Here is a 26,324-nt window from a genome sequence, read left to right as displayed (position 1 = left end):
TTTCAGAACTTTTCTCTTGAATTTTCAAGGTTGTCACTGTTCAATTATCAAGGTTCATCTTTTCGTTTGTGCCGTTCGCTACTCGCGTCGGCTTTTTTATTTTAGCACATCTCTTTGTGCTTGTCAAGTACTTTTTTAAACTTTTTTCGAAGCTCTTTCGAACTTCTTAAGTCGTACCAGACCGTGTTGCTTTGTCTCTTCCGCAGCAACTCTGATATTTTATCAAAGTCTTTCCGGTTTGTCAAGTACTTTTTTCATCTTTTTAATTCCGTCCCCGGATCGTCTGGATGATTCCCTGACTGCCTGTATCTCTCAGGCCCCGTCGTTTCTGCGTTTCCGCCGCAACAGTTGGTATGATACCACTGTTGTGCGGATCTGTCAACAGTTTTTTTCAAAATTTTTAAAGTTTTTTCTTAGAAGTCAAAACTTTCGTGTTTATTACTTTTATATCTATAATTCAAGCAATATGTTCAATCCAATCTTGTCCCTATATAAAAAACAAGAGCATACGGAAAACACGGTTTCCAATACACTCTTGCTGTCTGAACTTTATTTTTTCGCTATTATCTAATTATATGTAGAAATCTTTTCTGAATCTCTATTTTGTTTTAAGCATATATTTCTGTGACCACTTGCCATAAACTGTTTTTTTGCCAGATTTCTTATATGCCCGAACCTGAACATAATACCTCTTTCTTCTGGACAGTTTGCTGATTGTCTTCTTATACTTACGCTGTCCTTTAACAGTCATCACTTTTACACCGCTCTTCATAGATTTTTTCTTACAGTAACGAATCTGATAACCTGATGCATCCGATATTGTATACCACCGAAGATAGATTTTTCCCTTTCCACTACTTGAATACCAAGAAGAAATGCTTCCCTGATCCAGTTGTCTTTTCGCAACATAATCATCCTTATATTTCTTACCACACTTCTCACATGTATAGAGACGGTATCCTTTCTCAAAATAAGTAGCATCTACCCATTTGCTGCTGTAATCATGATTACAATTTGCCTGACTCAAAGAAGAAACAGAGAAAACATATTTTCCGGTGGATTTATCCCAGTCATAAACCCGATATCCATTAATCTGAAGATAATATTTTCCGGCACTCAGGACAACATTCTGCGAGTCTTTACGATATCCGACATTACTGTTCCATTCGTTATAATGTGTGTCCCAGATTTCTTTTCCATCCGCATCAAAGATTTTTATACTGTAATATTGCATATATGATGTTATATCAATTGCTACCGTCTGATCTTTCGAAACGTTGAAAATATAGTTATCAAAATCATCATTTTCCGAAATCTGACCTACATATGTCTTATTCCATGATATCTGCTTTGCAGTTCTGAAATCATTATCATCTCTATCAAACGATACGCCTGATGCTGTAAAGGAAGTATTGCATACATATCTGCCAGTAGCTTTATCCCAGTCATAAACCCGATATCCATCAACCTGAAGATAATATGTTCCCTTTTCCAGATATAAATCATACGTGTCGCTGCGATAGCCAACCGTTTCATTCCATTCATTCTGATTACTATACCAAACTTGTTCTCCATCTGAATTAAAAAGTTTTATACCATAGTATTTCATATAGGATGTCATTTCAAGTTTGACGCAGCCAACCTGCGATAATGTAAACTTATATGTATCAAAATCATCATTTACAGATATCTGCCCTACAATTTTATCTCCAATCGTAATATTATTTGCATCCGCAAACGAATTATCATCCTCTCGATTTGTCACTCCAGATGAGGTAAAGGATGTACGACAAGTATACTCTCCGGTAACTTTATCATAATCCTCTCTTCTGTACCCATTGATCTGTATATAATACGTTCCTTTTTCAAGATAAATATTATACTCATCACGGCGGTAACCAACTGTTTCATTCCATTCATTAGAATCTGTATACCAGATCTCTGTACCATCCGTCTCATAAATTCTGATACAATAATATCGCATATATGCTGTCATATTAAGAGTAATACATCCGGCACTGTCCAGCTGGAGCTGATAATTATTATAATCTTTGGTTTCTGTAATACTGCCATTCAACGTATCACCCATGTTGATCCTGCTTGCAGTAGCAAACGTATTATCGGATGTCGCACGCGGAACATCCAATGCTGATGCATGACTTGTATACGGCACTGTACTCATTGCACAAAAAGCTGCCGCAAGTACAAAAGCTTTAAAAAATCTTTTCCCTTTTCTCATGTTTTCCTCCTTTATTTGTTGTCCTTTCAGTTTATTTTTATGCCGAAATTTTCAGCACATTTATACAAAATATGATAGCATATACGCATTTCTTATTCAATTCTTTTCTGAATTTTTATAATGCTTTATCATCAAAGATTTTAAATGTGCAAATAAACGTCATAAAAATAGTTTTGTAAAAAAAGTGTGTTCATAGAAGTGTTATATTTTATTTGAGAGCAAAAAAGACCGACTCACAGTGACGGCAACAAATTTCCATCACTATGATTCGATCTCTTTCGGTTTCACATTTTGTATTCTGGCCGGAAACGCATTTCCGCTTAAGAGACCCCTGGCAAGCCAGGAGCTTTTGGCAATGTGCAAAATGAACAATTCCCAAGAAGGCACTTTCACGTGCCCTTTGGGGAATTCGTTCATTTGCACACACAATAATACTATTCACTTGCAAACAGCATCTTAATAAAACATGCGATATTTCCATTCCTTACATCCGCCGGGAAACTACCGGTAATTCTCTATTTTTTCTTGTATTTAATCTTCTTCCCTGCACTCTTCATTGCTTTTTTCAGCTTGCCAAAATTCTTTGCCGTCATTTTCTTCGGAACGGTCACTTTTGCAGTTACTTTGATTCCTTTGAATGCCTGCGAGCCAATCTTAACTGCATTTTTGTTCTTGAAGGTGATACTCTTCAGTTTGCTGTTTTTATAGAAGCTCTTTGTTCCGATCTTGCTGATATTTGTTCCGAGAATCAGCGTCGTCAATTTTTTATTGTTCTGGAATGCTTTTGCTGCAATTTCCGTTACTTTAAAGGTATAGCCATCTTTCGTAACGGTTGCCGGAATGGTGATCTTATTTCTTTTTTTCCTGGTTCCGGTTACTGCAACCGTTCCTTTTTTTGCATCGGATTTGGTCACTTTATAGCTGATTCCTTTTCCGTCGGTAAATACCATTCCCTTTTTCGGTACCGTTTTGACAGTATCCGGTGCCGGATTTGGATTTGGTGTCGGCGTTGGATCTGGTTTTTGCTGTTCTGCTTTTTCCGTCAGAGCTTTTCTTGCCTCTTCCAGTTCTTTCTTTGCTGCGTCCAACTCTTCCGGTTGTGCATCTGCTCGATCCAGCATCTCTTTCGCCCGTTTCAGTGCTTCCTGATATTTGGCTGCACTTTCAGAAGTGTATTTTGAAAGATCGATTTTTTCAGACACCTTTATCTCTTCCGTCAGAGTTTCTTTGCATCCTGTAACTTTTTTCAGGTAAGCATTCTGTGCACTTTCCAGCTCAGCTTTTGCCGCATCCAGTTCTTCCTGACCAGCCATGACATCACCGTATACCGCTTTTGCTCTCACAGACGCATTCCATAATTCTGCCAGTTCATCTGTGTTTGCAGATGCATAAGCAAAATCAGCTTTTGTATTTTTCAAGATCGTTTTTGCTTCCTCATATGCATTTTTCAGGGCACTTCTGTCAACGCTCTGGTATACTTTCATTTCACAGATTGCATATTCACTTGCTTTTCGCTGTACACCCTTCATTCTGACATAGCGTGCGGATGTTTCTGTAAAGCTGTCCTCAGTCCATGCTTTTTCATTTCCGCTGACGGATTTTACTGTGCTCCAGTCGGCACCATCGTTTGACACCTGAATGTCGTATGCTGTCGCATAACGTCCTGCTGCCCAGTCGATCACAACCTTGGATACCTTTCTTTCTCTTCCAAGGTCAATCATCAGGAAATCATCATTTCGGTCAGAAGAGCACCATCTGGATTCGTAAGAGGTACTTACTCCGCTTGTTCCTGTTACATGTCCGTCTCCGTCGGTTGCCTTCCATGCCGGATAGAGACGCATCTCATCCCCTTTGTAGCCTTTGTTGCCAAGATCGGCATATGCTCCCCGGTTTCTCGCCACATCCACAAGCGTTGCACCAACATTTTCTGCTGCCAGTTCTTCTGTGGACAGTGCTTTGTTATATGCTTTGATATTTCCAAGGTAACCGGAGAAATTCTTTCCGATCTCATTTAACGGGAACACAAAGGTGCTGCGGTAATTGTTGTCTGCATCTGTCCAGGTACTTGCACCGAGTGCACCATTGTTCTCCGGATCGCTGGCTGCCGCATAAAGAATCTTTTTAAACACACCGTCTACATACAGTTTTGTTGTCTGATACGTTCCTACGACCGTGATCCGGTGCTTTTTATTCTTTTCTACCTGATACTCAAAGGACTGATTAAAATAATCGCGGTTCAGGCTCAGGGAACCATTGATACCCGCAAGCTGCAGTCTTCCGTCATAACCGGAGAACAGAGAGGATTCTTTCGTATTCTTTTCTGTACCGTCCAGATATACATCAAAACTCATCGTATATGGATAACCAAGTGTCGTCAGTGGTGTACGGATAACCGTATTGCCATCAAATTTCAGATAGGTTTCGCCGTCTTTTTCTGCTTTTTCTCCACCGCTCACCTGTCCGTTGTAAGCATTCCCGCTGGCATCATAAATGATTTCTCCATCCGCGGATAAGTTTGCAAAATCATAGTCCAGCACTACATCTGAAACACTTTCCATATCATAGGAAATAGCAGTTCCAGGTCCCTCGCGTAATGCATCAAAGGTCTGCTCATAGTTTACAAAGCTTGTTTCTTTATTGCTGCCCCAGGTTTTCTGTGATACCATGGCTACCGCACGCAGATAACGCTCATTCAGATCGGCTTCTGTGATACCCTCGCGGTTCTCATCGCCCCAGAGTGCTGTCTTGGCTCCAAGTACCTGCGGATCACCTTTATCCGTCTTCACTCCGCCGCTGAACACAGACGGATCCCAGTTATAGAAAAGATTATTTTCCTGGATCATATCTTTGTGATAACGTCCAGGTGTATTATAAAGATATGTCTGCGGTACATTGATAAGACGGAAGCCTTCTGCCAGTCTCGCACTCGGACTGTCCTCTGTAGCAGACCACATATTCAGGATAATATTATTATTTACCTTTGTATTTCCCTTTAAGACTTCCATCGCTCCCCACATTTCCACTTCGACATCATACTTATCATGCAGATAGCTGTACATTTCATTCATGTAACGGCGGAAAGCTTCTTTATTTGCATCGGTTCTGTCCCAGTATTCATCAACACCTGCGTTGACATTTTTCGCATCAAAAACCGCATCAATTCCGTCAATTCCTCCGAGATATTCATCAAACAGTGCTTTCATAAAGATTCTTGCATTGATCGCATTCTGTCTGATCTGTGCATTGCTGCTCTGATCATCCAGTGCCAGGAGTTCCCAGTTTCCAGGGTTGTGAATGTAGAAAGAAGCTCCCTGTTTTACATTTCCGTCTGCGTTCAGATAATCTGCCGCCTTCAGATAGCCGTATTTTACAAGTGATTTGATCACTTCTTCCTGATGGTCATGAACATATTTGGTGTAAGCTGCGGAATGTCCCGGTGTATCTAACTCCGCTACAACCTGAATACCGCATGCCTTTGCTTCTTCGTTCATCTTGCGGAATTCTTCTTTTGTATAGTAAAGCTCACCGCTTTTACCGGTATGTACATTATAATAGTAGTCATAGCGATCCTCACTGTCTCCTGTTTTTACAAATTTGGACTTTTGTGTTGCAAGAGACGGAAAAAGTTCTGATTCCAGTCTGTGAGAAGCCTCGGTATCTGCCCAATCCTCATATTTTGCAGAATACGCTGGATCTGACCACTGATTATCATTGATATGAAGCTGCATCTCATTCAGTTTGTACCATTTCATGATTTTTGTATAATCATTCAGGAATGATATTCTTGTAGGGATACGGGCAATGTCAAACATCACGCCTCGCATCTCATATGCCGGATAATCACGAATCACACCTTTTGGCACATTTGCATGTTCACTGTCCTGATAAAGGATCTGTTCTACGGTCACAGTACCGTAAAGAAGTCCTGTTTTGGTGGAAGAATAAATTTTCAGTCCAGCATCGCCATTAACCATCAGATAACCTTCTTTTCCGACATCATAGACATCTTCTGTCTGTGATTCCAGATAAATATCGTTTGTGCCGGCGCTTGTTCCTTTTACAATCTCCAGATCTAGACCACAGATATCGTGGATATCACTCTGCATTTCTTTTGCCGCTTCTTCCGCATCAACCCCAGCCGCATCATTTACCACGATCCTGGACTGCTCTGTCAGTTTAAAATTGCCTTCGTAGCCATACCATTCCTGAATGGTCGGCAGGACTTTTGGCATTGGATTTGGATTGCTCACTTTTTTGAACAGTTCCGGATACTTGTCCGTGTTGCCTTTGACAGTTACCGTCACATTTTTCTTTGCTGTATTCTGCGGGTCATTTTTATTGGTCGCTTTTAAAATAACATTAAAAGAGCGGTCACCAATTCTCATTGCAGATGCTTTTCCATCTTCCGTGAGCAACTGATCCAGCTCACTTCCATATATGGAAATATCATACTGTTCAGAAGTATTTGGAATCACCAGTTCTTCCTCATTTGCTTCCACAGTCAAGCTGGACAGGTTCTTCAATACAGAAGCTGCCGTCTCAATCATTCCGGACTGTGTTCCCATGATCTCGATCTCACGCACGGAAATACATTTCCAGCCATTGATATTTCCTTTTTTAAAATAGAAACGTACATATCGTTTTAATTCTGCCTTACTCAGATCCGAGGCATTGATCACATCCGGATCGTTTCTCTGTACATTTGCACTGTCACGCGACAGTTCATAAACCGTTTCCCAGTTGGCATCTGCCCCGTTGGAATCACTGGTCTGGATCTGATATTCTGTACTCCATGCCTTCAAATTAAAATAAATATTGATCGATTCAACGTTTGTTGTCGCTGCGGAAAGATCGATCACCAGCCACTGTGGATTGTCACGGTTTGTACCCATATCACCGGAAGACCATCTTCCGGAGTCTGATGTTTTATCGCCGTCAACGGCTTTGTCTGCACTCCATGTTGCTGATTCATTTGCAGAAGAAGTAACTTCTTTATTGAGTGCTACGTTTGCTGCCGCTGCCTGCACTTTCAAAAGACCGGCTCCCATTCCGGCAAGATTCGGTGTAAACAGACTTTCACACAACAGAAATGCTGCCAGAGCACCTGCTGCTATACATTTTTTCTTTTTCATTCTGTCTCCTTTCTTATTTCCTCTCTGTTTTTTTATAACGATACCGTATTATTATATCTGATTTTGTCTATTTTGTACATGGTTTTCGCTGGTTTTCTAAAAAGCAGAAACAAAATGCTTGTTCCCCATTTCCACACTCGACGTTTTTTTGCAAACACAAAGGCTCCCATTCCATCCAAGGAACAGGAGCCTGCATCTCTTTTCATTTCTATTCTTCTTCCAGATCTTCCACGTAGCTTTCAATCAGCAACGATATCAGATCTTTGCACTTAATACACTGCTTTCCGACACCAAGCCTTGCTTTCACATCATCAAATGTTCGATCTCCCTGCTGTACCGCCTGTTCGATCTGTCCGGCCGTCGTGCCGGTACATTCACATACTACATAATTACGGTTCATTCTGCTCGGTTTTCTCCCCTTTCACTTCCACTGGTTTTGCAAATTCTTCTGTCATCTCACTTTTCATTTCTCTGCCATTGTCTGCTTCCAGTTCAAACCAGAATTCTACGCCATTGTCATAATTTTTCACGCCAAATTTCTGATGCATGGAGTCCATGATCGCCTTGACAATAGAAAGACCGATTCCGCTTCCGCCGTATTCTCGCGTCCTTGCCTTGTCAACCTTGTAAAATTTGATCCAGATTTTATCGATATCTGCCTCCGGAATCGGTACACCGGTATTAAACACACTGGTGTGCACTTTTCCGTTTTCTTTTTTTATTTTGATCTCGATCACTTTATCAAAATCCACATGATTGATTGCATTGGATACAAAATTTGTCACAACTTCTTCGGTCTTAAATTCATCTGCCCATACATAATGGCTTTCCGTCTCTTCAAACAGAATTTTAGCACCTTTCTGATCAGCCAGAAGTTCCGCTGAATGTACAACCGTCCGAACCAGTTTTGTCAGATCAAAACGTTCAAATACAATGGCATCTTTTCCGGATTCCAGATGATTGAGTGTCAGCAGTTTTTTAACCATATTGTTCATCTTCGCCGCCTCATCCATAATGACCTCACAATAGAAATCACGGCTTTCTGCATCGTCATTGATACATTCTTTCAGTCCTTCTGCATATCCCTGGATCAGTGCGATCGGCGTTTTCAGCTCATGCGAGACATTGGAAAGAAATTCTTTTCGCATCTCGTCGATCTGGATCTTTTCTTCGATATCATTCTGCAGCTGATTATTCGCTGTTTTCAGCTCCGAAATCGTCCTTTCCAGCGTCTCTGACATCTGGTTGAAATGCTCGCCCAGCTGACCGATCTCATTCTGACCACCGCTGGTATATTTCGCATCAAAATCCAGGTCTGCCATGCGTTTGGAAAGCTCCGTCAGCTCTTGAAGCGGTGTCGTGATCTTGCGTGACATCCAGGAGATCAGGATCATGCTGACTACAAGACCGATCACAATAAAATAGCCAAGGAATTCATTGGAAGTCCGCACACTGTCACGGATGCTCTCCATCGGGATCCGCATCATAAAATAATAGCCGGTGTTAAAGGCTCCCCAGATTTCCAGATAATCCACTTTGTCTTTAAAATCCTGGGTTTTCTGAATAACATAATTATCATTTTCTTTAAGTACTTCCGTCTCAGACTTGTCAATCCCCATCAGATAGCCCCAGAGCCGTCCCTGAAGTTCCTGTTTCTGATAATTTTCGGTTCCATAAAGAAGCGGCACAAACTCATCCGTCAGAATAATCGCACTCAAATTATAGCGTGTACAGTATTCGGAAAGGGTGTTTTCGAAATCATCCATCAGGTAATCATCTACATCTTCTACTTTATTCATATTATCATAAATACGCTGAAGTGCCGCTTCCTTTTTTGCCACATAATAACGCTCCAGCAAAAAATTATTGGTACACCAGTTTGCCAGAAACACAAATCCAATCAGGCCGATAAAAAGTACCGCGATCTGCGTTTTCAGCGATTTTCTCATGGTTCATCCACCTCAAATTTATATCCCATACCCCAGATGGTCTTGATATAGTCTGCATTTTTTCCAAGTTTGCTTCTCAGCTTTTTCACATGCGTATCGATGGTTCTCGCATCACCGAAATAGTCATAATTCCACACACTATTCAGAATCTTTTCTCTGGAAAGTGCGATGCCCTGGTTTTCCATAAAATAGCTCAGAAGTTCAAATTCTTTGTAACTCAACTCCACACTCTTTCCGTCTACCAGAACCTGATGTGCTGCTTTGTTTACCTCGATCACGCCGGCTTTTAAGATTTCTTCTGCTGCCAGTGTGTTGGTTCTTCGAAGAATTGCCTCTACTCTTGCAACCAGAATCTTCGGGCTGAACGGTTTGGATATGTACTCATCGACACCCAGTTCGAATCCCAGCAGCTCATCTCTCTCATCTGATCTTGCTGTCAGCATAATGATCGGCACTTTTGAATACTGCCGGATCTCACGGCATACCTGCCATCCATCCATTTTCGGCATCATAACATCCAGAATCACCAGTGCAATATCTTTTTTCGAAAAGAAAACATCGATCGCATCTGCCCCATTTTCTGCCTCCAGGACTTCAAAGTTTCGCTTTACCAGGAAGTCTTTGACCAGTTTTCTCATCCTGCTTTCATCATCTACTACTAAAATCTTCAATTTGTCCATTGTTTTCTCCCACCTGTCACTTTTTCTTTCATCGTAGCAGAGAATTATGTCCGTTTTGTGAATATCCATCTCAAAACCAGAAGAACTTCCACTGAATGCGACTGCATCTGCATACAGAAAATGCAGACAGAATTATCTGCCTGCATTTTCTGCTTTCCTATTTTTAATATGGTATTACAATGTCTTTCCTTTTAATTACTACTTTCTTTCCTGCACTCTTAAGCGCTTTCTTGATCTTATTCAGATTCTTCTTACTGATCTTATAAGGAACCGTTACTTTTGCATTTGCTTTGATTCCCTTGAATGCATTTTTTCCTGCTTTCACTGCCTTATTGCCTTTGAAGGTAATATTTTTCAGTTTTGCATCTTTGTAGAATGCTTTCGCATCAATCTTGGTAACATTTGCACCGATCACAACCTTGGTCAGTCTTGCTTTCTTCTGGAATGCTTTCGCAGCAATCTGTGTTACTTTGAACGTATATCCATCTTTGGTTACCGTTGCCGGAATGGTTACTTTCTTGACATTTTTCTTTGCAGCTGTCAGACCCGTTACCTTTACTGTACCATTCTTTGCATCCGATTTCGTCACTTTGTATACAAGTCCGCTCTTCTGATCGGTAATCTTGCTTCCCTTGGCCGGTACTTTTGCTGTATCATCTTTACCCGGTGTAGGATTTGGGGTAGGGGTCGGATTTGGTGTCGGGGTCGGATCTGGCGTTGGAGTTGTCTTCTTAACCAGAGCATCGGCTGCCTGTTTCAGAGTATTAACTGCCGCATCGACTTCGGCCTGTGTTGCGTAAGTATCTTCCAGTACCGTTTTTGCTGCTGTCAGAGCCTGTTCAAAGCTTTTTACGCTGTCATCGGTGTAATCCGCTTTGTTTACTTTTTCTGCCTCAGCAACTGCTGCTGTCAGTTTTGTCTTGTCTGATTTTGCCGGTTCTTCCGTGCTCAGTGCTGCTTTTGCTTTTTTCAGGTTCTCCAGTGCTCTGGCAAAATCTGCTCCTGTTGCACCTTCTTTTTTCAGCAGTTCTTCTGCTTCTTTTACCTGTTTCTGATAGTTTGCAATGCTTCCTTCGCTGTATCCTGTGGTATCAAAGTTCTGATATCCGGTAAGGACTCTTGTCAGCTTGTCTTTTGTTGTTTCCAGCTGTGCTGCAACATTGGTCAGGTTTGTGTATGCCTGGGAATATGCTGCTGCAGTGCTGTCTGCGTTATCCAGTACCTTTTTTGCATTTGCCAGGGCATCTGCAAAGAATGTCCAGGTTTTGCCGGTGTAGTCTTCACTCTTGTAGTTTACATAAGTATTATATGCTTTCTGTACATCTGCTTTTCCATAAGCAGCATACAGATTCAGTTCTGCGATAGTTCCGTGTTTTCCGGCATTATCACTTCCTGCATCTTTAATGACGAGTTTCACTTTCTTTGCTTCAATCGGATCAAAGTCTGCAAATTTTTCAGATGCATCATTTGCCCAGGTACCGTCTGTTGCAACGGTTATCTCGGTTCCGTCTGCTTTTGTAACAACGATGTCATATTTGAAGATACGGCCGTTTGCACTATTCTGTCTTGGCAGACAGGAAAGTCTGCTGATCGTCTGAACTTCCGGCAGTGTTACTTCAAAGTAATGATTGTGTGTACCGGAAATGACATCCGGTGTACGCCAGTTTGTATGCCAGAATGTAGTGTCATCTCCGTCGATTGCATTCTGTGCCGATCCTTCGGAACTCTCCTGGCTGCAGGCAGATACTGTCCAGCCCGCTCTGGAAAGAGCATTTCCGCTTTCGGATACGGTGGTCGGATCTGCACTTACCGTCAGTTCGTCTACCAGACCTTTGAAACTATTGGTCTTGCTTCCGATGTACTCAACCGGAAGTACCAGTGTGGCAACTTTCGAACCGCTTGTCTTTGTCTCGTTGTCCAGAGCTGCGGATGATACATATTTATTATTTACATAAAGCTCTGCTTTGTCTTTGTAACCATTGATGGTCAGGTATACCCATTCATCTTTTGGCAGTTTATAGTTAAAGGAATAATCATATCCTTCTCTTGAGAATCCGACTTTTCCGGTATTCTTCTGGACTGCTTTGATCGCATAGGTGTTGAATTTTGTGTTGGTCTCGCAGAGAACCTGCTCACTGTTGTCGCTGGCTGCATCTCTCTTGACCCACATGGAAATGCTGCTGCCGGCTGTCTTTCCGCTTGTCGGTCCGACCATGTCAACCGGAGTCTCTACGTAGCTCTCGCCGCCGTTCAGTTTCAGTGCATTTCCGCTCTTGCCTGCTACTTCTTCTACGTTCTTCTCGCTTACAGAATCATTGTTGTTTCCGGATTCATCGTAAACTTTTTCATCATCGAAGGAGTAATCGATCACATCATTTCCTACAGAATCTGCTTCGTAGTATGGATTTGTGTTCGGTGCAGTATCCACTTTTTCTGCAACGGCACGCATCTCACTGTAAGTCCTGTCGGTTCCTTCGCCCCACATCTTCTCACTTAAGGACGGCAGCGGCTGGAAGAAACGATCAAAGTCATCGTATTCTGTGATACCGTTTCCGCGTGTACCGATCTGGTCATTCCAGATTGCATAAGTACCGCCGAGTACCTGTTTGTCTCCGGCTCTTAAAACAGTACCGCTGAAATTATTCGGTACCCAGTTGTTGTAAAGGTTCTGGGAATTCAGGTAGTCTGAATAATATCCTGCAGAAGGTACAATGTAAAGACTTCCTTCCAGAGTATTGATCAGGTCATATCCCAGGTCATACATATTCTTCGGATTTGCATATCCGGTGTTCCAGATGTTCAGCTGTACATCTTTGGATGCAACCGGAGTTTTACCGTTTTTGTTGGAAAGGCTTCCCCACATACGGACGTCACGTCCTGTTCCCTGGATGTACTTGATCATGGAATCAGAGAAGCTTCTGAAATATTCATTTCCGCCGTTTCCGTGGAATTCATCGGTTCCGATATGTACCGTGGTGTCTTTGTCAAATACCGGATCATCACCTTCGAAGTACTGTGCCCATACGGATTTGGCTGCATCCAGTGCACCATCTTTTCGGATGTCCAGTTCTTCGATCAGGTATCTGTGGTTTCCGCCTGCCTCTTTGGTCATAAGGTTCGGGAAGGCTCTTGTGATCGCCAGGGCATGTGCCGGCATATCAAATTCCGGAATGATGTTGACACCCATGGTTCTGCTGTCTTTAATGAAAGAACGGAACTCCTCTTTTGTATAGTATGTATCTTCTGATGTCAGATTTGGAATTTCAGATTCCAGACGGAAACCTGCATATGCATTCTCTACCGCTTCATCAATCGTAGCGTAATCTTCCAGGAAGATCAGGTTGTCGGACAGGTGCAGATGGAAGTTATTCATCTTGTACCATGCCATGTTCTTTGCAAATTCCTTTACGGTATTGAAATCAAAAGCTTTTCTTCCGACATCGAGCATAAACCCACGCACTTCGTACTTCGGATAATCTCTTGTGATACCTTTCGGAATCGTTGTTTTGTTCTGTTTTAAAATCTGCAGTGCACTGATCACGCCCCAGTATGCACCGGTTGCTTTTTCTGCTTCGATCTTTACGCTGTCACCGATCGTCATGATATAGCCTTCTTCGTCAAGACCCTGGTCTGTGCTGTTCAGTGTCAGATAAAAATCACCTTTTTTGGCATCGGATTCGCTGCCTTTTACGGTCTGGATATCGTTTCCTGTGATATCTTTGTAATCTTCTGCAAACTGTTTTGCCGTTGCTTCCAGTCCGTCTGCATAAACAATCTTACTGCTGCTCTGGATCACGAAATCACCGGTCTCGCCATGCCACTCCTGCAGTGCCGGGATGACATCCGGTTTTGCATTGGCTCCTTCTGCATCTGTATAACGTCCCGGAACCGTAATGGTAAACTCTGCGGACTGTGCTTTATCTGTGCCGTCTGCATTGCTGATCTGGTAAAATCCTTTTACGGTCTTGGTCTGCAGCGGTTTGTAAACGGTGCCGTCACTTCCGATGATCTGCTCATAATCTGCATCAAACTCTACCGTATATCCTTCCGGAACGGTCGGCATCGGAATCTTTGTCGTATCTGCTGTAACGGTCGGAGCAGTCATAGAATCCGCAATCTTTGCAGCCTGTGTTCTGGTATCTGGAATATCACCTTCGTATACCTGCAGTTCCCATACAGAAATTGCATTCCAGGTAACTCCTGCATTGGTCGGTTCAATCTTTGTAACATTTAACCGCAGGAATTTTCCGGTAACTGCAGTATCCAGTGTAATCTTGTCCGTTGTCGTTGCCGGTGCCTGTGTTGCAGTGTATACATCTCTCCATGTCTGACCATCATCAGATACCTGCAGTGTATAATTAACTGCATTGTTTCGCTGCCAGTTGATAACAAAACTCTTCATGGTTTTGCTCTCAGCCCAGGCAAGCTGTGCCCATGAAGTATTACTCTGATCATGTGACCATCTGGTGTTCATATTACCGTCATTGATCTTTGCGATTTCGTTTCCGCCTTCTGAGTTGGATGCTGTTGCCGTTGCACTCAATGCCAGGTTGGTATTCTCTGCTGCATTTGCTGCAAGCGGCGGGAGCTGTACAGAAGCAAGGATCATGCTCGCTGCCATGGCCATAGCACCGATCTGTTTCATTTTTTTCTTAAACATAAACTTCCTCCTTTTAGTTATGTTGTCAAATGTTGCTAAAAACATATCTAATTTTAACATGATTTTTTAAAAAAGTCCACACATCTTATCTAAAACGCATACAAAATACAGCGCAGTTAAAAAAGATAACAAAAAAAGCCCGATAAAATCGAGCTTTTCAGGATGGACCTGAGGGGAATCGAACCCCTGTCCGAAAGCCTATTCATCAAGGCATCTCCCATCACAGTCATTATTTTAACGTTCCCTCAACGGTGCACCTAATGACAGGTTCACAGCCTCAGTAGCTTCATAAGTTCTTCTGCCGCCGCAAAGCTTTGGCCACAGAGTGCCTCACAGGATTTGATGCCGGTTGGGGAAGCTGTGAGCAACCTCCTGCCGACAAGCAGCCCTTAGGCTGCTAACGCGTAATTATCTTCTGCGTTTATATTTAGTTTCCGGTTTACTGTGCGGTCCCGGCCCGCAGATGGCTTCCCTGACTGCAAAACCCCCGTCGAAACCAGTACAAGCCCTGGTTTGTTTGAAGATAATCTTACAGTACAGTTTATTTTACACCTGAAATTCATTTTTGTAAAGTGTCTTTTTAAAATTTTCACTTTTTATTTTTCTTTGCATCTTTTTATCTCTGTGCGTTTTCCATCTTTACAGATTACGCACCTTAAATTCACGCTCTGCTTCTCTTCGCATATCTTTCTTTGCGATATCCTGTCGTTTGTCGTACAGTTTTTTACCTTTTGCAAGACCGATAGAGACTTTTACCAGACTGCCTTTAAAATATACTTTCAGGGGAACCAGTGTGTATCCTTTTTCTGCGATCTTTCCTTCGATCTTATTGATCTCATAGCGATGCATCAGCAGTTTTTTTACACGCATCGGATCTTTATTAAAAATATTTCCCTTTTCATATGGGCTGATGTGCATACCATAAATAAACACTTCGCCGTTTTCAATACGGACAAAGGATTCTTTTACGCTGCATTTTCCCATTCGCAGGGATTTAACCTCTGTTCCGTGAAGAGAAATCCCTGCCTCATACGTGTCTTCGATAAAATAATCATGATATGCTTTTTTGTTGTTTGCAATCAGTTTTATGGATTCTGCTCCCATATCTTTCCTCCCGTCTCTGACTTATCCCCAAATAGCTGCAGGCACAAAATCAATTGTTGCATTTTCTTTATCAGCATCAAGCACACGTACACGGATGCTCTGACCGAGTTTGTAAACCTTTCCAAGATCTGAGCCAACCATCTCATGGGTATTTTCATTATAATAATACCTGTCATCGTAAAGATTTGCAACATGTATCAGTCCCTCGATGGTATTTGGAAGTTCTACATACATGCCCCAGGATGTAATACTTGAGATTACGCCTTCATATTCTTCACCGATATGCTGCTGCATGTATTCTGCTTTTTTCATTTTATCGGTATCACGCTCTGCCTCATCTGCCCTTCGCTCCGTCTTACTGGAATGTTCTGCCACTTCCGGCAGGATCTCCTGATAATGTGCGATCCGCTCTGCATTTAATCTGCCACGCAGATTTTCCTTGATGATCCGGTGAATCTGCAGATCCGGATACCGACGGATCGGAGAAGTGAAATGCGTGTAATACTTCGCTGCCAGTCCAAAATGTCCGGTACATTCTGTCGAATACCTCGCCTGTTTCATGGAACGCAGGGTCAAACGACTGATCAGTGCCTCTTCCGGTGAATCTGCAACTCTGGAGAGGAGTTTCTGCAGTTCTTTTGGATGGACTTCGTCTTGGACACCTTTCAGTCCATATCCGAAATTGCGGATAAATTCTGCAAGTGCCTGGATTTTTTCCGGATCCGGTGTATCGTGGACACGGTATAAAAACGGAATTTCCTGCCAGAAATATTCGGATGCTACTGTCTCATTTGCAAGCAGCATAAAATCTTCGATAATCTTTGTCGCTGTATTTGCCTCGTATGGTCTGATATCAACCGGTTTTCCTTTTTTATCCAGGATAATCTTTGCTTCCGGAAAATCAAAGTCGATTGAACCGCGTGCACGGCGGTTTTTGCGAAGCAGTTCTGACAGTTCTCTCATCTTTTCAAACATCGGGACAAATTCCTGATATTTTTCGATTTCTTCTGCGTCCTGATCCTCCAGAATCTTCTTCACGCTGGTGTAGGTCATTCGCTGATCCACACAGATCACCGTCTCCGCAATCTGGCTGCCGATCACTTTGCCCTTCTCATCGATGTCCATCAGGCAGCTCAGTGCCAGCCGGTCGCATCCTGCATTTAAAGAACAGATGCCATTTGAGAGCCTTCTCGGAAGCATCGGGATCACCCGATCCACAAGATACACACTTGTTCCGCGTTTCTTTGCCTCCCAGTCCAGTGCACTGTTCTCCTGCACATAATTTGTGACATCTGCGATATGCACGCCCAGATGCCAGATATCTCCATCTTTTTCCAGTGATACAGCATCATCCAGATCCTTGGCATCTTCACCATCGATCGTGACCATCGGTACCTTTCTAAGATCCAGTCTGCCCTGCATATCTGCCTCACTGACCTCATCTTTCACTCGTTCTGCCTGATTGAGCACCTTTTCCGGAAATTCAAACGGAAGATCTTTTGCATAAACAATGGAAAGTACATCCGTCCCCGGATCACTGATATGGCCGATGATCTTTGTGATCCTGCCCTCCGGCTTTTTCTTGCTGCTGCCGTAAGAAGTAATCTCTGCGATCACCTTATGGCCGTTTACCGCACCTTTGGCACACTCCTGCGGGATAAAAATATCCTGAAGGATTTTCTGGTTGTCCGGAATCACAAAGCCAAAATGTTTGCTCTGTTCATAGATGCCAACCACTTCCGTGACCGTATGGGAGATGACCTGTGTGATGCGTCCTTCCTGACGTCTCCCGGTCGTCCCGGAGATCAGAGTCGCCTGAACCACATCTCCGTAAAAAGCATTGCCGATGTTTTCTTCTGAAACATAAATATCATCGTCTCTGCCTTCCACTTCAATAAAACCAAAGCCTTTCGGATGCGTTACAAAGGTTCCGGTAACCGTCTTTTCTTTTGCAATTTTATACTTACCTCTTTTGGAGATTTCAATCTTGCCCTCTGCCAGAAGTTCATTCAGGATCAGCTCCAGATCCGGCCGTTCTTCTTTTGACACCTGGAGGATGATAGCAAGCTCCTTGATCTTCATCGGTACATATATTTTATCGTTCATCAGGTCTAAAAGAACCTTTTTTCTTTTTTCTAACTGTTTGCTGTCCATGTTACCCTCCTTGTTCATCATGCGGGGAATCGGTGTGCTGTTTTTTCTGACCGGTAACGCTAAAAAACACCCTTGCAGTTACCAACCACAAGAGTGTTTTAACGTGTCATGCGTTCAAAAGAACCTGCCTGTGACAATTCTGCAGGTTTCTTAGAAATTCAGATTCAGAACTATGGAAATTACGATAAATGCGATTGCAAGAAACTTTGTGGATTTCACAAGTGTTCCTTCCATAGAACGGCCTTTGTTCTTTCCCCAGTAAGTATCTGCTGCACCTGCAATAGCTCCCAGCCCTGCGGACTTTCCTTCCTGCATCAATACGATAACGGTCAGTGCGATACAATCCAAAATAAAGAGTATATTGATAACTGTTCTCAAGATTTCCACATTAACACCTCCTATACCAAACAAAAACAGTTTAGCATAGTTTGTATTTCTTTGTCAACTTAAATATGCTCTTCAATACGCAATAATTGGTTATATTTTGCAATTCTTTCGCTGCGGCACGGAGCTCCTGTTTTGATCTGTCCGGCTCCTGTGGCAACTGCGATATCTGCAATCATCGTATCCTCTGTTTCACCGGAACGATGCGAGATGATCGCAGCGTACCCGCTCCGTTTTGCAAGTTCGATCGCTTCAAACGCTTCCGTCAGTGTTCCTATCTGATTTACTTTGACTAGGATCGCATTGGCAGCCCCGAGTTTTATGCCTTTTCGCAGACGTCTGGTATTTGTCACAAACAGATCATCACCCACCAGCTGTACTTTCTGCCCCAGTTCTTCCGTCAGGTGTTTCCATCCAATCCAGTCATCTTCAAACAATCCGTCCTCGATAGAAAAAATCGGATATTTTTCAGTCAGTCTCTTATAATATGCGATCATCTCTTCTGTGGTGCGTTCTTTTCCTTCTCCTTCAAACCGGTAGATTCCCTGTCTTTCATCGTAAAGTTCACTAGCCGCCGCATCCAGTGCGATCATAATATCTTTTTTCATCTGATAACCGCTCTTCTCAACCGCTTCCACAATGACATCCAGAACTTCTTCTGAATTTTTCAGGTTCGGGGCAAATCCGCCCTCATCTCCAACTCCGGTTGATAACCCCCGGACATCCAGAATCTTTTTCAGTGTGTGGTAAATCTCTGCACACATCTGAAGTCCTTTTGAAAAATTCTCTGCCCCAAACGGCATGATCATAAATTCCTGGAGATCGACGGTATTGGATGCATGACGTCCTCCATTTAAAATATTCATCATTGGCACCGGCATCTGATGGGCAAACGTTCCGCCAAGATACTGATACAGCGGCAGATGCAGTGCCTTTGCCGCCGTCTGAGCTACTGCCATTGATATGCCAAGAATTGCATTTGCCCCCAGATTTTCTTTGTTCTCTGTTCCATCTATATGACAGAGTTTTTCATCAATTTTCCGCTGTTCCAGTACATTATCACCAATCACACAATCTGCCAGGATCGTGTTGACATGTTCTGCGGCACGCCGCACGCCAAGTCCATTGTAACGTCTTTCCTGATCACGGAGTTCTACCGCCTCAAACTGCCCGGTCGAAGCTCCGGACGGCACAGCCGCTCTCCCAACAATATCTCCCTCAGCCAGTACTTCCACTTCTATCGTAGGATTCCCTCTGGAATCCAGAATTTCCCTTGCGTACACATCTTTGATTGCAATGAATTTCTGCATAAAAAAGACACACCTCCTTGTGGATAGTGTGTCCTTTTTGTTTTTCTTTATACATCGCTTTGCATATACAAAGACTGATCTTCAGAAATTATTTGCGTACCAGCAGAGATTTTCCTGTCATTTCAGCCGGCTGCTGCATACCCATCATCTCGATCAGAGTCGGAGCGATATCTGCCAGGCATCCGCCTTCACGCAGTGTATAGTTCTCGTCATAATTTACCAGAATGAACGGAACCGGGTTGGTTGTATGTGCGGTAAACGGTGCACCTGTTTCGTAGTCGATCAGCTGCTCTGCATTTCCGTGATCCGCACAGATAAACATCTGTCCGCCAACTTCTTTCAAAGCTTCTACGGTCTTGCCTACACATTCATCGACTGCTTCCACTGCTGCGATCGCTGCTGCCTGGATACCGGTATGTCCTACCATATCCGGGTTTGCGAAGTTGATGATGATCACATCATATTTTTCAGAACGGATGGCTCCGGTCAGCTTGTCGCATACTTCATATGCACTCATCTCCGGTTTCAGATCGTAAGTAGCTACTTTCGGGGATTTTACCAGGATGCGGTCTTCGCCTTTGTTCGGTTCTTCTACTCCGCCGTTGAAGAAGAAGGTAACGTGTGCATATTTCTCTGTTTCGGCGATTCTTGCCTGTGTCATGTTATGTGCTGCCAGGAATTCACCGAAGGTATTTGTGATAGAAACTTTGTGGAATGCTACTTCTTTATTCGGAATCGTCTCATCGTACTCTGTGAAGCATACATAAGTCAGATCCAGTCTCTTTTCTCTTGCGAATCCGTCAAACTCATCTGCACAGAATGCACGGGTGATCTCTCTTGCACGGTCCGGACGGAAATTGAAGAAGATTACAGAATCTTTGTCTTTGATTGTTGCAACCGGTGCTCCGTCTTTCTTAACAACAGCCGGAACTACGAACTCATCGTTCTTTCCGTTGTCGTAAGAATTCTGTACTGCACAGATGCCGCATGCTGCTTCTGCACCTTCGCCTTTTACCATAGCATTGTAAGCCAGCTCTACACGATCCCAGCGGTTGTCACGATCCATTGCATAGTAACGTCCCATAACAGTTGCAACCTGTCCGACGCCGATCTCTTTCATTTTATCAACGAGCTGTTCTACATAGCCTTTGCCTGATGCAGGTGGTGTGTCACGTCCATCCAGGAAGCAGTGTACATAAACATTTTCCAGACCTTCTCTTTTTGCCAGCTCAAGCAGTGCGTACAGGTGTGTATTGTGGCTGTGTACACCGCCGTCAGAGAGCAGACCGAACAGATGCAGGGCACTTCCGTTTTCTTTTGCACTCTTTACTGCATGCAGCAGTGCTTCGTTTTTGAAGAAATCTCCATCCTGGATTTCTTTTGTGATTCTGGTCAGTTCCTGGTATACGATACGTCCGGCGCCCATGTTCAGATGTCCGACTTCAGAGTTACCCATCTGTCCATCCGGCAGACCTACTGCCAGACCACTTGCATTGCCTTTTACGAAAGGACACTCAGCCATCAGCTTGTCCATAACCGGAGTTTTCGCCTGTGCTACTGCGTTGCCTTCTACCTTATCATTCAGTCCATATCCATCAAGAATCATCAAAACGGTTGGCTTTTTGCTCATTTTTCCATTTCTCCTTTATATTATAATGATGATGCCGGAGCTTAAAAACCCCGGATTCTTTAACCATATTTGCTTCGCATTTATTCTACATGATTTTCAGGTAGCCGTCAATTCTTAAATCAACGATAACCTGACCTCAGTTTTGTTATTTTCTGCAAAAAATAACAAAAAAACCTCTGGTATGGCAGTACCAGAGGTTTTCTGTGTTTTAATGAATCTTTATTTTCCCATTTTATCGCCCGAACAGCATTATAGCATATAACATTTTAATTTTCAATATTACTTTTTAATTTTTATTATTTAGTTATATCTTTACTGACGGTTTTCACTCATCTTCTTTCTCTTTAATTACATTCAAACTTGATTACTTTTGCATTATTTTTTTCTTATAAAGTAATACTTTTAGATGCATATTGAACTACATTAGGATCGTGTGTTACAATTACTATAGTTTTCCTCATTTTGTTCAAATCACAAGGTATTTTCATAACTATTTCCCTATTCGTTTTACAGTTATCATTCTATTTTCATATCGTTTCTACCATAATTAATGCAAAAATTTCTGAAATTTCTTTCAATCTCCCTACTCTCCGTACACGCGGATCACAGATGACACTTTTTTCACTGCTGTCATCTCTTCAAATGCTTTCAGAGAGTCTTTTACATGGCGTTCTTTTACTTTTTCGGTGATGACTACGATCTCTGCCAGCTCTCCGATCTTCTTTTTCTGGATGATCTGCTCGATGCTGACTTTGCGGTCGCCGAACACGGCGGTTACGGCTGCCAGGACACCCGGCTCGTTTTCTACCAGCATACGCAGGAAGTATTTAGAACAGATGTCATCCATTGCTTTGATCGGCAGCTGTTTGTAGCAGGTGCAGCTGATCCTGCCGCAGCACTCATATTGGAGGTTTCTGGCAATATCAAAGATATCTCCGACCACCGCACTTGCCGTTGGAAGTTCTCCGGCTCCGCGGCCGTAGAACATGGCATCATCCACGGCATCACCATGTACAAAAACGGCGTTGAAAGAATCATTGACGGATGCCAGTGGATGTCTTTCCGGGATCAGCATCGGATGGACGCGTACTTCGATTCCTTCCGGTGTGTTGCGTGCCACGCCGAGAAGTTTGATCACGCTGCCGGTTTCTTTTGCATAGCGGATATCGGATGCGGTGATCTTTGTAATCCCTTCGGTATAAACATCGTCAAAGGTCACACGGGAATTGAAAGCGATCGACGCCATGATCGCTACTTTTCGTCCGGCATCCAGACCTTCGATGTCCGCGGTCGGATCGGCCTCTGCATAGCCAAGCTCTGTCGCCAGTGCCAGGGCTTCTTCGAATTCCATGCCGTCCTGTGCCATTTTTGTCAGGATAAAGTTCGTGGTTCCATTGACAATTCCCATGATTTCACTCAAATGATTTCCGGCAAGGCACTGTTTGAGCGGTCGGATGATCGGGATCGCACCGGCAACCGCTGCTTCAAACAGCAGATCGCATCCGCTTTTCTTCGCCTGATCCATCAGTTCTTTTCCATCGGCTGCGATCAGGTCTTTATTTGCCGTCACGACCTGTTTTCCTGCCTGCATCGCTTCCATGATATACGTTCTTGCCGGCTCCATGCCGCCCATTACTTCGATCACGATCTGAATCTCGTCATCGTTTACAATCTCCTGCCAGCTGTCTGTCAGCACAGAGGCATCTTCGATTTTCCCGGCTGCTTTTTCCAGATTTCGCACCAGGATTTTCTTGATCTTGATCTCGGTACCGATCTTATGCTGCATTTCTTCTTTCTGCATCTGCAATACTTTATATACGCCGAGTCCGACGGTTCCAAGTCCTAAAAGTGCCACCTGGATTTCTTTGTATTCTTTCATTATGATTTGCACCTTTCTGCTTTGTATTTTGTTTTATTTCTGCATTTTATTTTATTTTGTGATCGCATTTTTCTTTGCGGACCACTTGCTGTAGTAAGTCTTTTTGCCGACTGTCATATAGGTTCGGATCTGTAAATAATATTTTTTCTTTGCCTGCAGTTTTCTGATCTTGGCAGAGCTCTTTTTATAACCTTTTACCCGAACCATTTTAGACTGCTTCATGCTGCTCTTTAAGGAATAGCGGATCTGATAACCGTTAATTCGATTCTCCGGCATTTTTGCTGTCTGCTTTTTCCATTTTACGGTCAGTGCCTTTTTCGCCCTGCCGACTTTTGTAAGATTTGTCCCTTTCGGAAGAATCTTAAATGTCAGTGTTTTGATTCCATATTTTTTATATGCACCGCGGAACGTGATTTTATAAGTATATGTTCCGACATTCTTTCTTCCGGATGCTTTTTTCACCGTAAAGGCAGTGTCCGGCAGCTGATCTCCATGCTTGCCGTAGATCCGTACTTCCGGTGTCTTCACTTTTCCATTGTATACATACTGTTCTTTCGAAAGTTCATACATTTTCGGTGCGATCACTTTTTCTGTTCCATCGCTGTTATCAGCATTTCCTTTGCTGTCATCAGCAGCAAAAGAAGAATTATCAACCGGACGGTCTGCATAATCCGGCGTCGGTTTTGCTTTATTGGAGATCAAAAATTCTATACTCCCATTTGAGACATAATATCTGCCATCCGTCGAGACAACATCATAGTAAATCGTTACATAACCCTCTTGTTTGGTTGTGATCGTTCCGTCTTCGCTGACATCTACCAGACTGCTGTCATAATCGCGAAATACAATTTTGGCATTTTCATTTTTATGGATCGCATATTTCTGAATGGAACGATCTGCAAGAATCTGACCGCTGATCCCGGTCGGAACCGTCAGAACCCCATCAGTCATGGAGTACTGACCCGGTGACATATTCAGTCTGAATGCATGACCGGTCTGTCCAAAATAATACATTGTTCCATCAATATTCTCAAGCGTGTAATTGTAAAGAACGCCGTCTTTTCCGGCGTAAGAATCCCATACCGGATCTTCTTCCCCTTCTTCCGGCGGATACCCAAACCAGCCATTTATATAAAGTCTGGAATTTTCCGGTCTTGGCCTTCCGTCTTTATAATATTGTCCGGATGTTCCTCGAAGCAGCTGACCATTGATATCTTCCTGATAGCCTTCTGCAAACACCGGATAAAAGCGATCATCTGCCCGGATTGAGGACCATCCAACACCCGTCTCATCTTCTCTTATAAATTCTCCGTCGTCGTCTGTCCAGTATGCACGTTTATAAGCATTGATCGGCATGCCATATTGCAGAAGCAGCCATTCCCCATTCTGATAAACCTGTGCCCAGGCATCCAGAGAAATGGATGCAAAGGAAGAATCCACACCCTTTCCAATAAGATAAATCCCCTCCACACCGGAAGAATAATAACCCTTTGCAGCAACTGCTGACGGATCGGTCATGTTATAGTTGCCCCAGAGACCGTCATACATTCTCCACTGTCCGTCTGCATAAATATAATTCCAGGCATGTCCTGTGATATCCGATAACTCTTCGATCGTCCATCTGGTCAGATCTGCTTTCCATCCCTCTGCGACAGCCGCACGCAGACCGCAAAGTCTGGCAAGATCCGCAATCAGCATGGTATCTCCGTAACAGTCACCGGTTCTTGTGTAGAATACCTGCGGAGAATAACTGGATGCACTGGTATCGTACTTGATATTTCTTCCTACCCAGCGAACGATCGCATCGGCTTTCTGCGTTTCTGTCGTGCATCCTTCCGTGATCTTCTGTGCCAGTTTTTTCAGTACATTTTTATCCGTCTGATCCATATGTCCAACATAAAGTCCGCGGTCTGTATTCTTATAAACTGCGTTCAGATATTCTATCACTGCCTGAGCCTGAGCATTTGCAACGGTGCTGGCTTTTGTATTGCTGCGTACCGTCCCGGCATGCTCTTTGTTTTCCTCATAATAATGTTCTTCTGTTTTTTTAATAGAAAGCTCATAGGAAGTGGCATCCTGCCAGGAAGTACAGCGGACATAAAGGATATCACCCTTTTTGAAGTCCTGATAGTTCCGGTTAAAATCCAGTACCAAACCGCCCAAATCCGTCAAACGTCCGTCCCGCAGCTTATAAATATCCACACGTGCCATATTTTTTGCATCCGCAAACCGGATTTTATACCTTCCATCTTCCGGAACGGTATACTGTATCCATTTTAATTCTTCTTTGCCTGAAACAGAAACTTCTGTTTTTCCATCTGCCCCGGATACAGTCACATCGCTTGGAACTTCCGGTCTTGTAATTTCAAGTGTCCAGCTGACATCCAGTCGAAATGTTTCTTTGCTGTCTGAAACAATCTGAATATAATAATCCACGTCCTTGTTCCAGCAGATACTGACGCTCGTACTTCCCTGAACCTGATGTGCCACATCTCCGATCTGCCCTGCCAGTTCGTATCCGCCATCTGCTTTCTTCCAGACTGCTACATAGTAGTCTGTGAAATAATCCTCCGAATTGCTCACTAACAAGTCTTTCCATACATCTTTCGTCGGCTGATAATGATACCAGCCGGCCGGAACCCTCCAGTAAGCACCATCATAATATGCTCTGGTTTCTTTTACCGTTTCCGTACCCCACGGAGCCGCACTCTGTATCTGTGCGGATGCTGACAACTGTGTCTGTGCAGATACCGGCAGAATATTAACCCACACCAGAAACAGGCACAATGGGAGCAGGCAGCATATGATCCGCCGGAACTGTTTTTCTCTTTTCTCTTCCATAAAATTCTTTCCTTTCCTTTTTTCTTCATTATAGCAAGGCCATCTGCCATTCTCAACAAATTTTTATCGTTTTGCCCGGTATTTTTTACGGAGATATCGACCTGCCTATGACAGGTCTTTTTTCTTCCAGTTTCCTGTTTTACTGCTTCCCGGAGCCAATAAGGCACTGGACTCGTTTTTGTTTGTCAAACTCCAGCAGAAATAGCTCATATTTGTCTGATCCAGCCTTTTCAGCCATTTCCCGGTATTTATCGTACTGATCTGACCATTGCCACTCGCATCCGACATGCTCATTATGGCTCCATTCATTTGCATAAAAATGCAGAGAATACATGATATTTTTATAATCCTTGATCGGACTG

14 protein-coding genes and 1 other RNA gene are annotated in these 26,324 nt (G+C 43.2%); all 15 read right to left on the bottom strand.

Translation table 11 applies throughout. The features are described 5' to 3' along the window. Positions 1-598 precede the first annotated feature (598 nt). The 15 genes from GPK60_RS02400 to GPK60_RS15200 all read right to left on the bottom strand — a co-directional run bounded on the left by GPK60_RS02400 (position 599) and on the right by GPK60_RS15200 (position 26,271). Positions 599-2,239: a fibronectin type III domain-containing protein gene (locus tag GPK60_RS02400; RefSeq protein WP_215658778.1), complete on the bottom strand. Its 1,641-nt coding sequence runs from the start codon at positions 2,237-2,239 to the stop codon at positions 599-601. Between the two features lie 515 nt (positions 2,240-2,754). Continuing rightward, positions 2,755-7,371: a discoidin domain-containing protein gene (locus GPK60_RS02395; RefSeq protein WP_215658777.1), complete on the bottom strand. Its 4,617-nt coding sequence runs from the start codon at positions 7,369-7,371 to the stop codon at positions 2,755-2,757. A 208-nt stretch (positions 7,372-7,579) separates the two neighbouring features. After that, on the bottom strand, positions 7,580-7,771 hold the full coding sequence (locus GPK60_RS02390) for a (2Fe-2S)-binding protein (RefSeq protein WP_215658776.1): 192 nt from the start codon (positions 7,769-7,771) through the stop codon (positions 7,580-7,582). Continuing rightward, positions 7,761-9,320 (bottom strand): HAMP domain-containing sensor histidine kinase, encoded by a 1,560-nt coding sequence (locus GPK60_RS02385; protein WP_215658775.1) that lies wholly within the window; start codon positions 9,318-9,320, stop codon positions 7,761-7,763. The genes GPK60_RS02390 and GPK60_RS02385 overlap by 11 nt, the downstream gene beginning before the upstream one ends. Then, positions 9,317-10,000 (bottom strand): response regulator transcription factor, encoded by a 684-nt coding sequence (locus tag GPK60_RS02380; protein WP_173866438.1) that lies wholly within the window; start codon positions 9,998-10,000, stop codon positions 9,317-9,319. Before GPK60_RS02380 ends, GPK60_RS02385 begins: the two co-directional genes overlap by 4 nt. Before the next feature lie 163 nt (positions 10,001-10,163). Continuing rightward, positions 10,164-14,660: a family 20 glycosylhydrolase gene (locus GPK60_RS02375; protein ID WP_215658774.1), complete on the bottom strand. Its 4,497-nt coding sequence runs from the start codon at positions 14,658-14,660 to the stop codon at positions 10,164-10,166. A 160-nt stretch (positions 14,661-14,820) separates the two neighbouring features. Further along, positions 14,821-15,169: a transfer-messenger RNA gene (gene ssrA, locus GPK60_RS02370) on the bottom strand. A 130-nt stretch (positions 15,170-15,299) separates the two neighbouring features. Further along, the gene (gene smpB / locus GPK60_RS02365) at positions 15,300-15,764 is read right to left on the bottom strand and encodes an SsrA-binding protein SmpB (protein WP_022119464.1); all 465 of its coding nucleotides are present in this window, start codon (positions 15,762-15,764) and stop codon (positions 15,300-15,302) included. Positions 15,765-15,785: 21 nt separating this feature from the next. Further along, the gene (gene rnr / locus GPK60_RS02360) at positions 15,786-17,918 is read right to left on the bottom strand and encodes a ribonuclease R (RefSeq protein ID WP_215658773.1); all 2,133 of its coding nucleotides are present in this window, start codon (positions 17,916-17,918) and stop codon (positions 15,786-15,788) included. 150 nt (positions 17,919-18,068) lie between these two features. Beyond that, positions 18,069-18,305: a preprotein translocase subunit SecG gene (gene secG / locus GPK60_RS02355; RefSeq protein WP_173895508.1), complete on the bottom strand. Its 237-nt coding sequence runs from the start codon at positions 18,303-18,305 to the stop codon at positions 18,069-18,071. A 59-nt stretch (positions 18,306-18,364) separates the two neighbouring features. Beyond that, entirely contained in the window at positions 18,365-19,612 is a 1,248-nt protein-coding gene (eno, locus tag GPK60_RS02350; RefSeq protein WP_147631806.1) for a phosphopyruvate hydratase, read from the bottom strand. Between the two features lie 88 nt (positions 19,613-19,700). Beyond that, a complete protein-coding gene (gene gpmI / locus GPK60_RS02345; RefSeq protein ID WP_022119469.1) occupies positions 19,701-21,242 on the bottom strand; it encodes a 2,3-bisphosphoglycerate-independent phosphoglycerate mutase in 1,542 nt (513 codons plus the stop codon). A 583-nt stretch (positions 21,243-21,825) separates the two neighbouring features. Beyond that, entirely contained in the window at positions 21,826-23,121 is a 1,296-nt protein-coding gene (locus GPK60_RS02340) for a homoserine dehydrogenase (RefSeq protein WP_147631804.1), read from the bottom strand. Between the two features lie 51 nt (positions 23,122-23,172). Then, complete coding sequence (locus GPK60_RS02335; protein WP_215658772.1) at positions 23,173-25,962, bottom strand: transglutaminase domain-containing protein; 2,790 nt, start codon at positions 25,960-25,962, stop codon at positions 23,173-23,175. Positions 25,963-26,067: 105 nt separating this feature from the next. Beyond that, positions 26,068-26,271, bottom strand: coding sequence for a hypothetical protein (locus GPK60_RS15200; protein WP_252191265.1), 204 nt, complete (start codon positions 26,269-26,271; stop codon positions 26,068-26,070). Between the last annotated feature and the right edge of the window lie 53 nt (positions 26,272-26,324).

It is taken from the genome of Ruminococcus sp. MCC718, assembly GCF_018783905.1.
Classification (GTDB): Bacteria; Bacillota; Clostridia; order Lachnospirales; family Lachnospiraceae; genus Hominisplanchenecus; species Hominisplanchenecus faecis.
The sequence above is the reverse complement of the archived record's forward strand: the minus strand, read 5'-3'. Positions and strand labels throughout refer to the sequence as shown.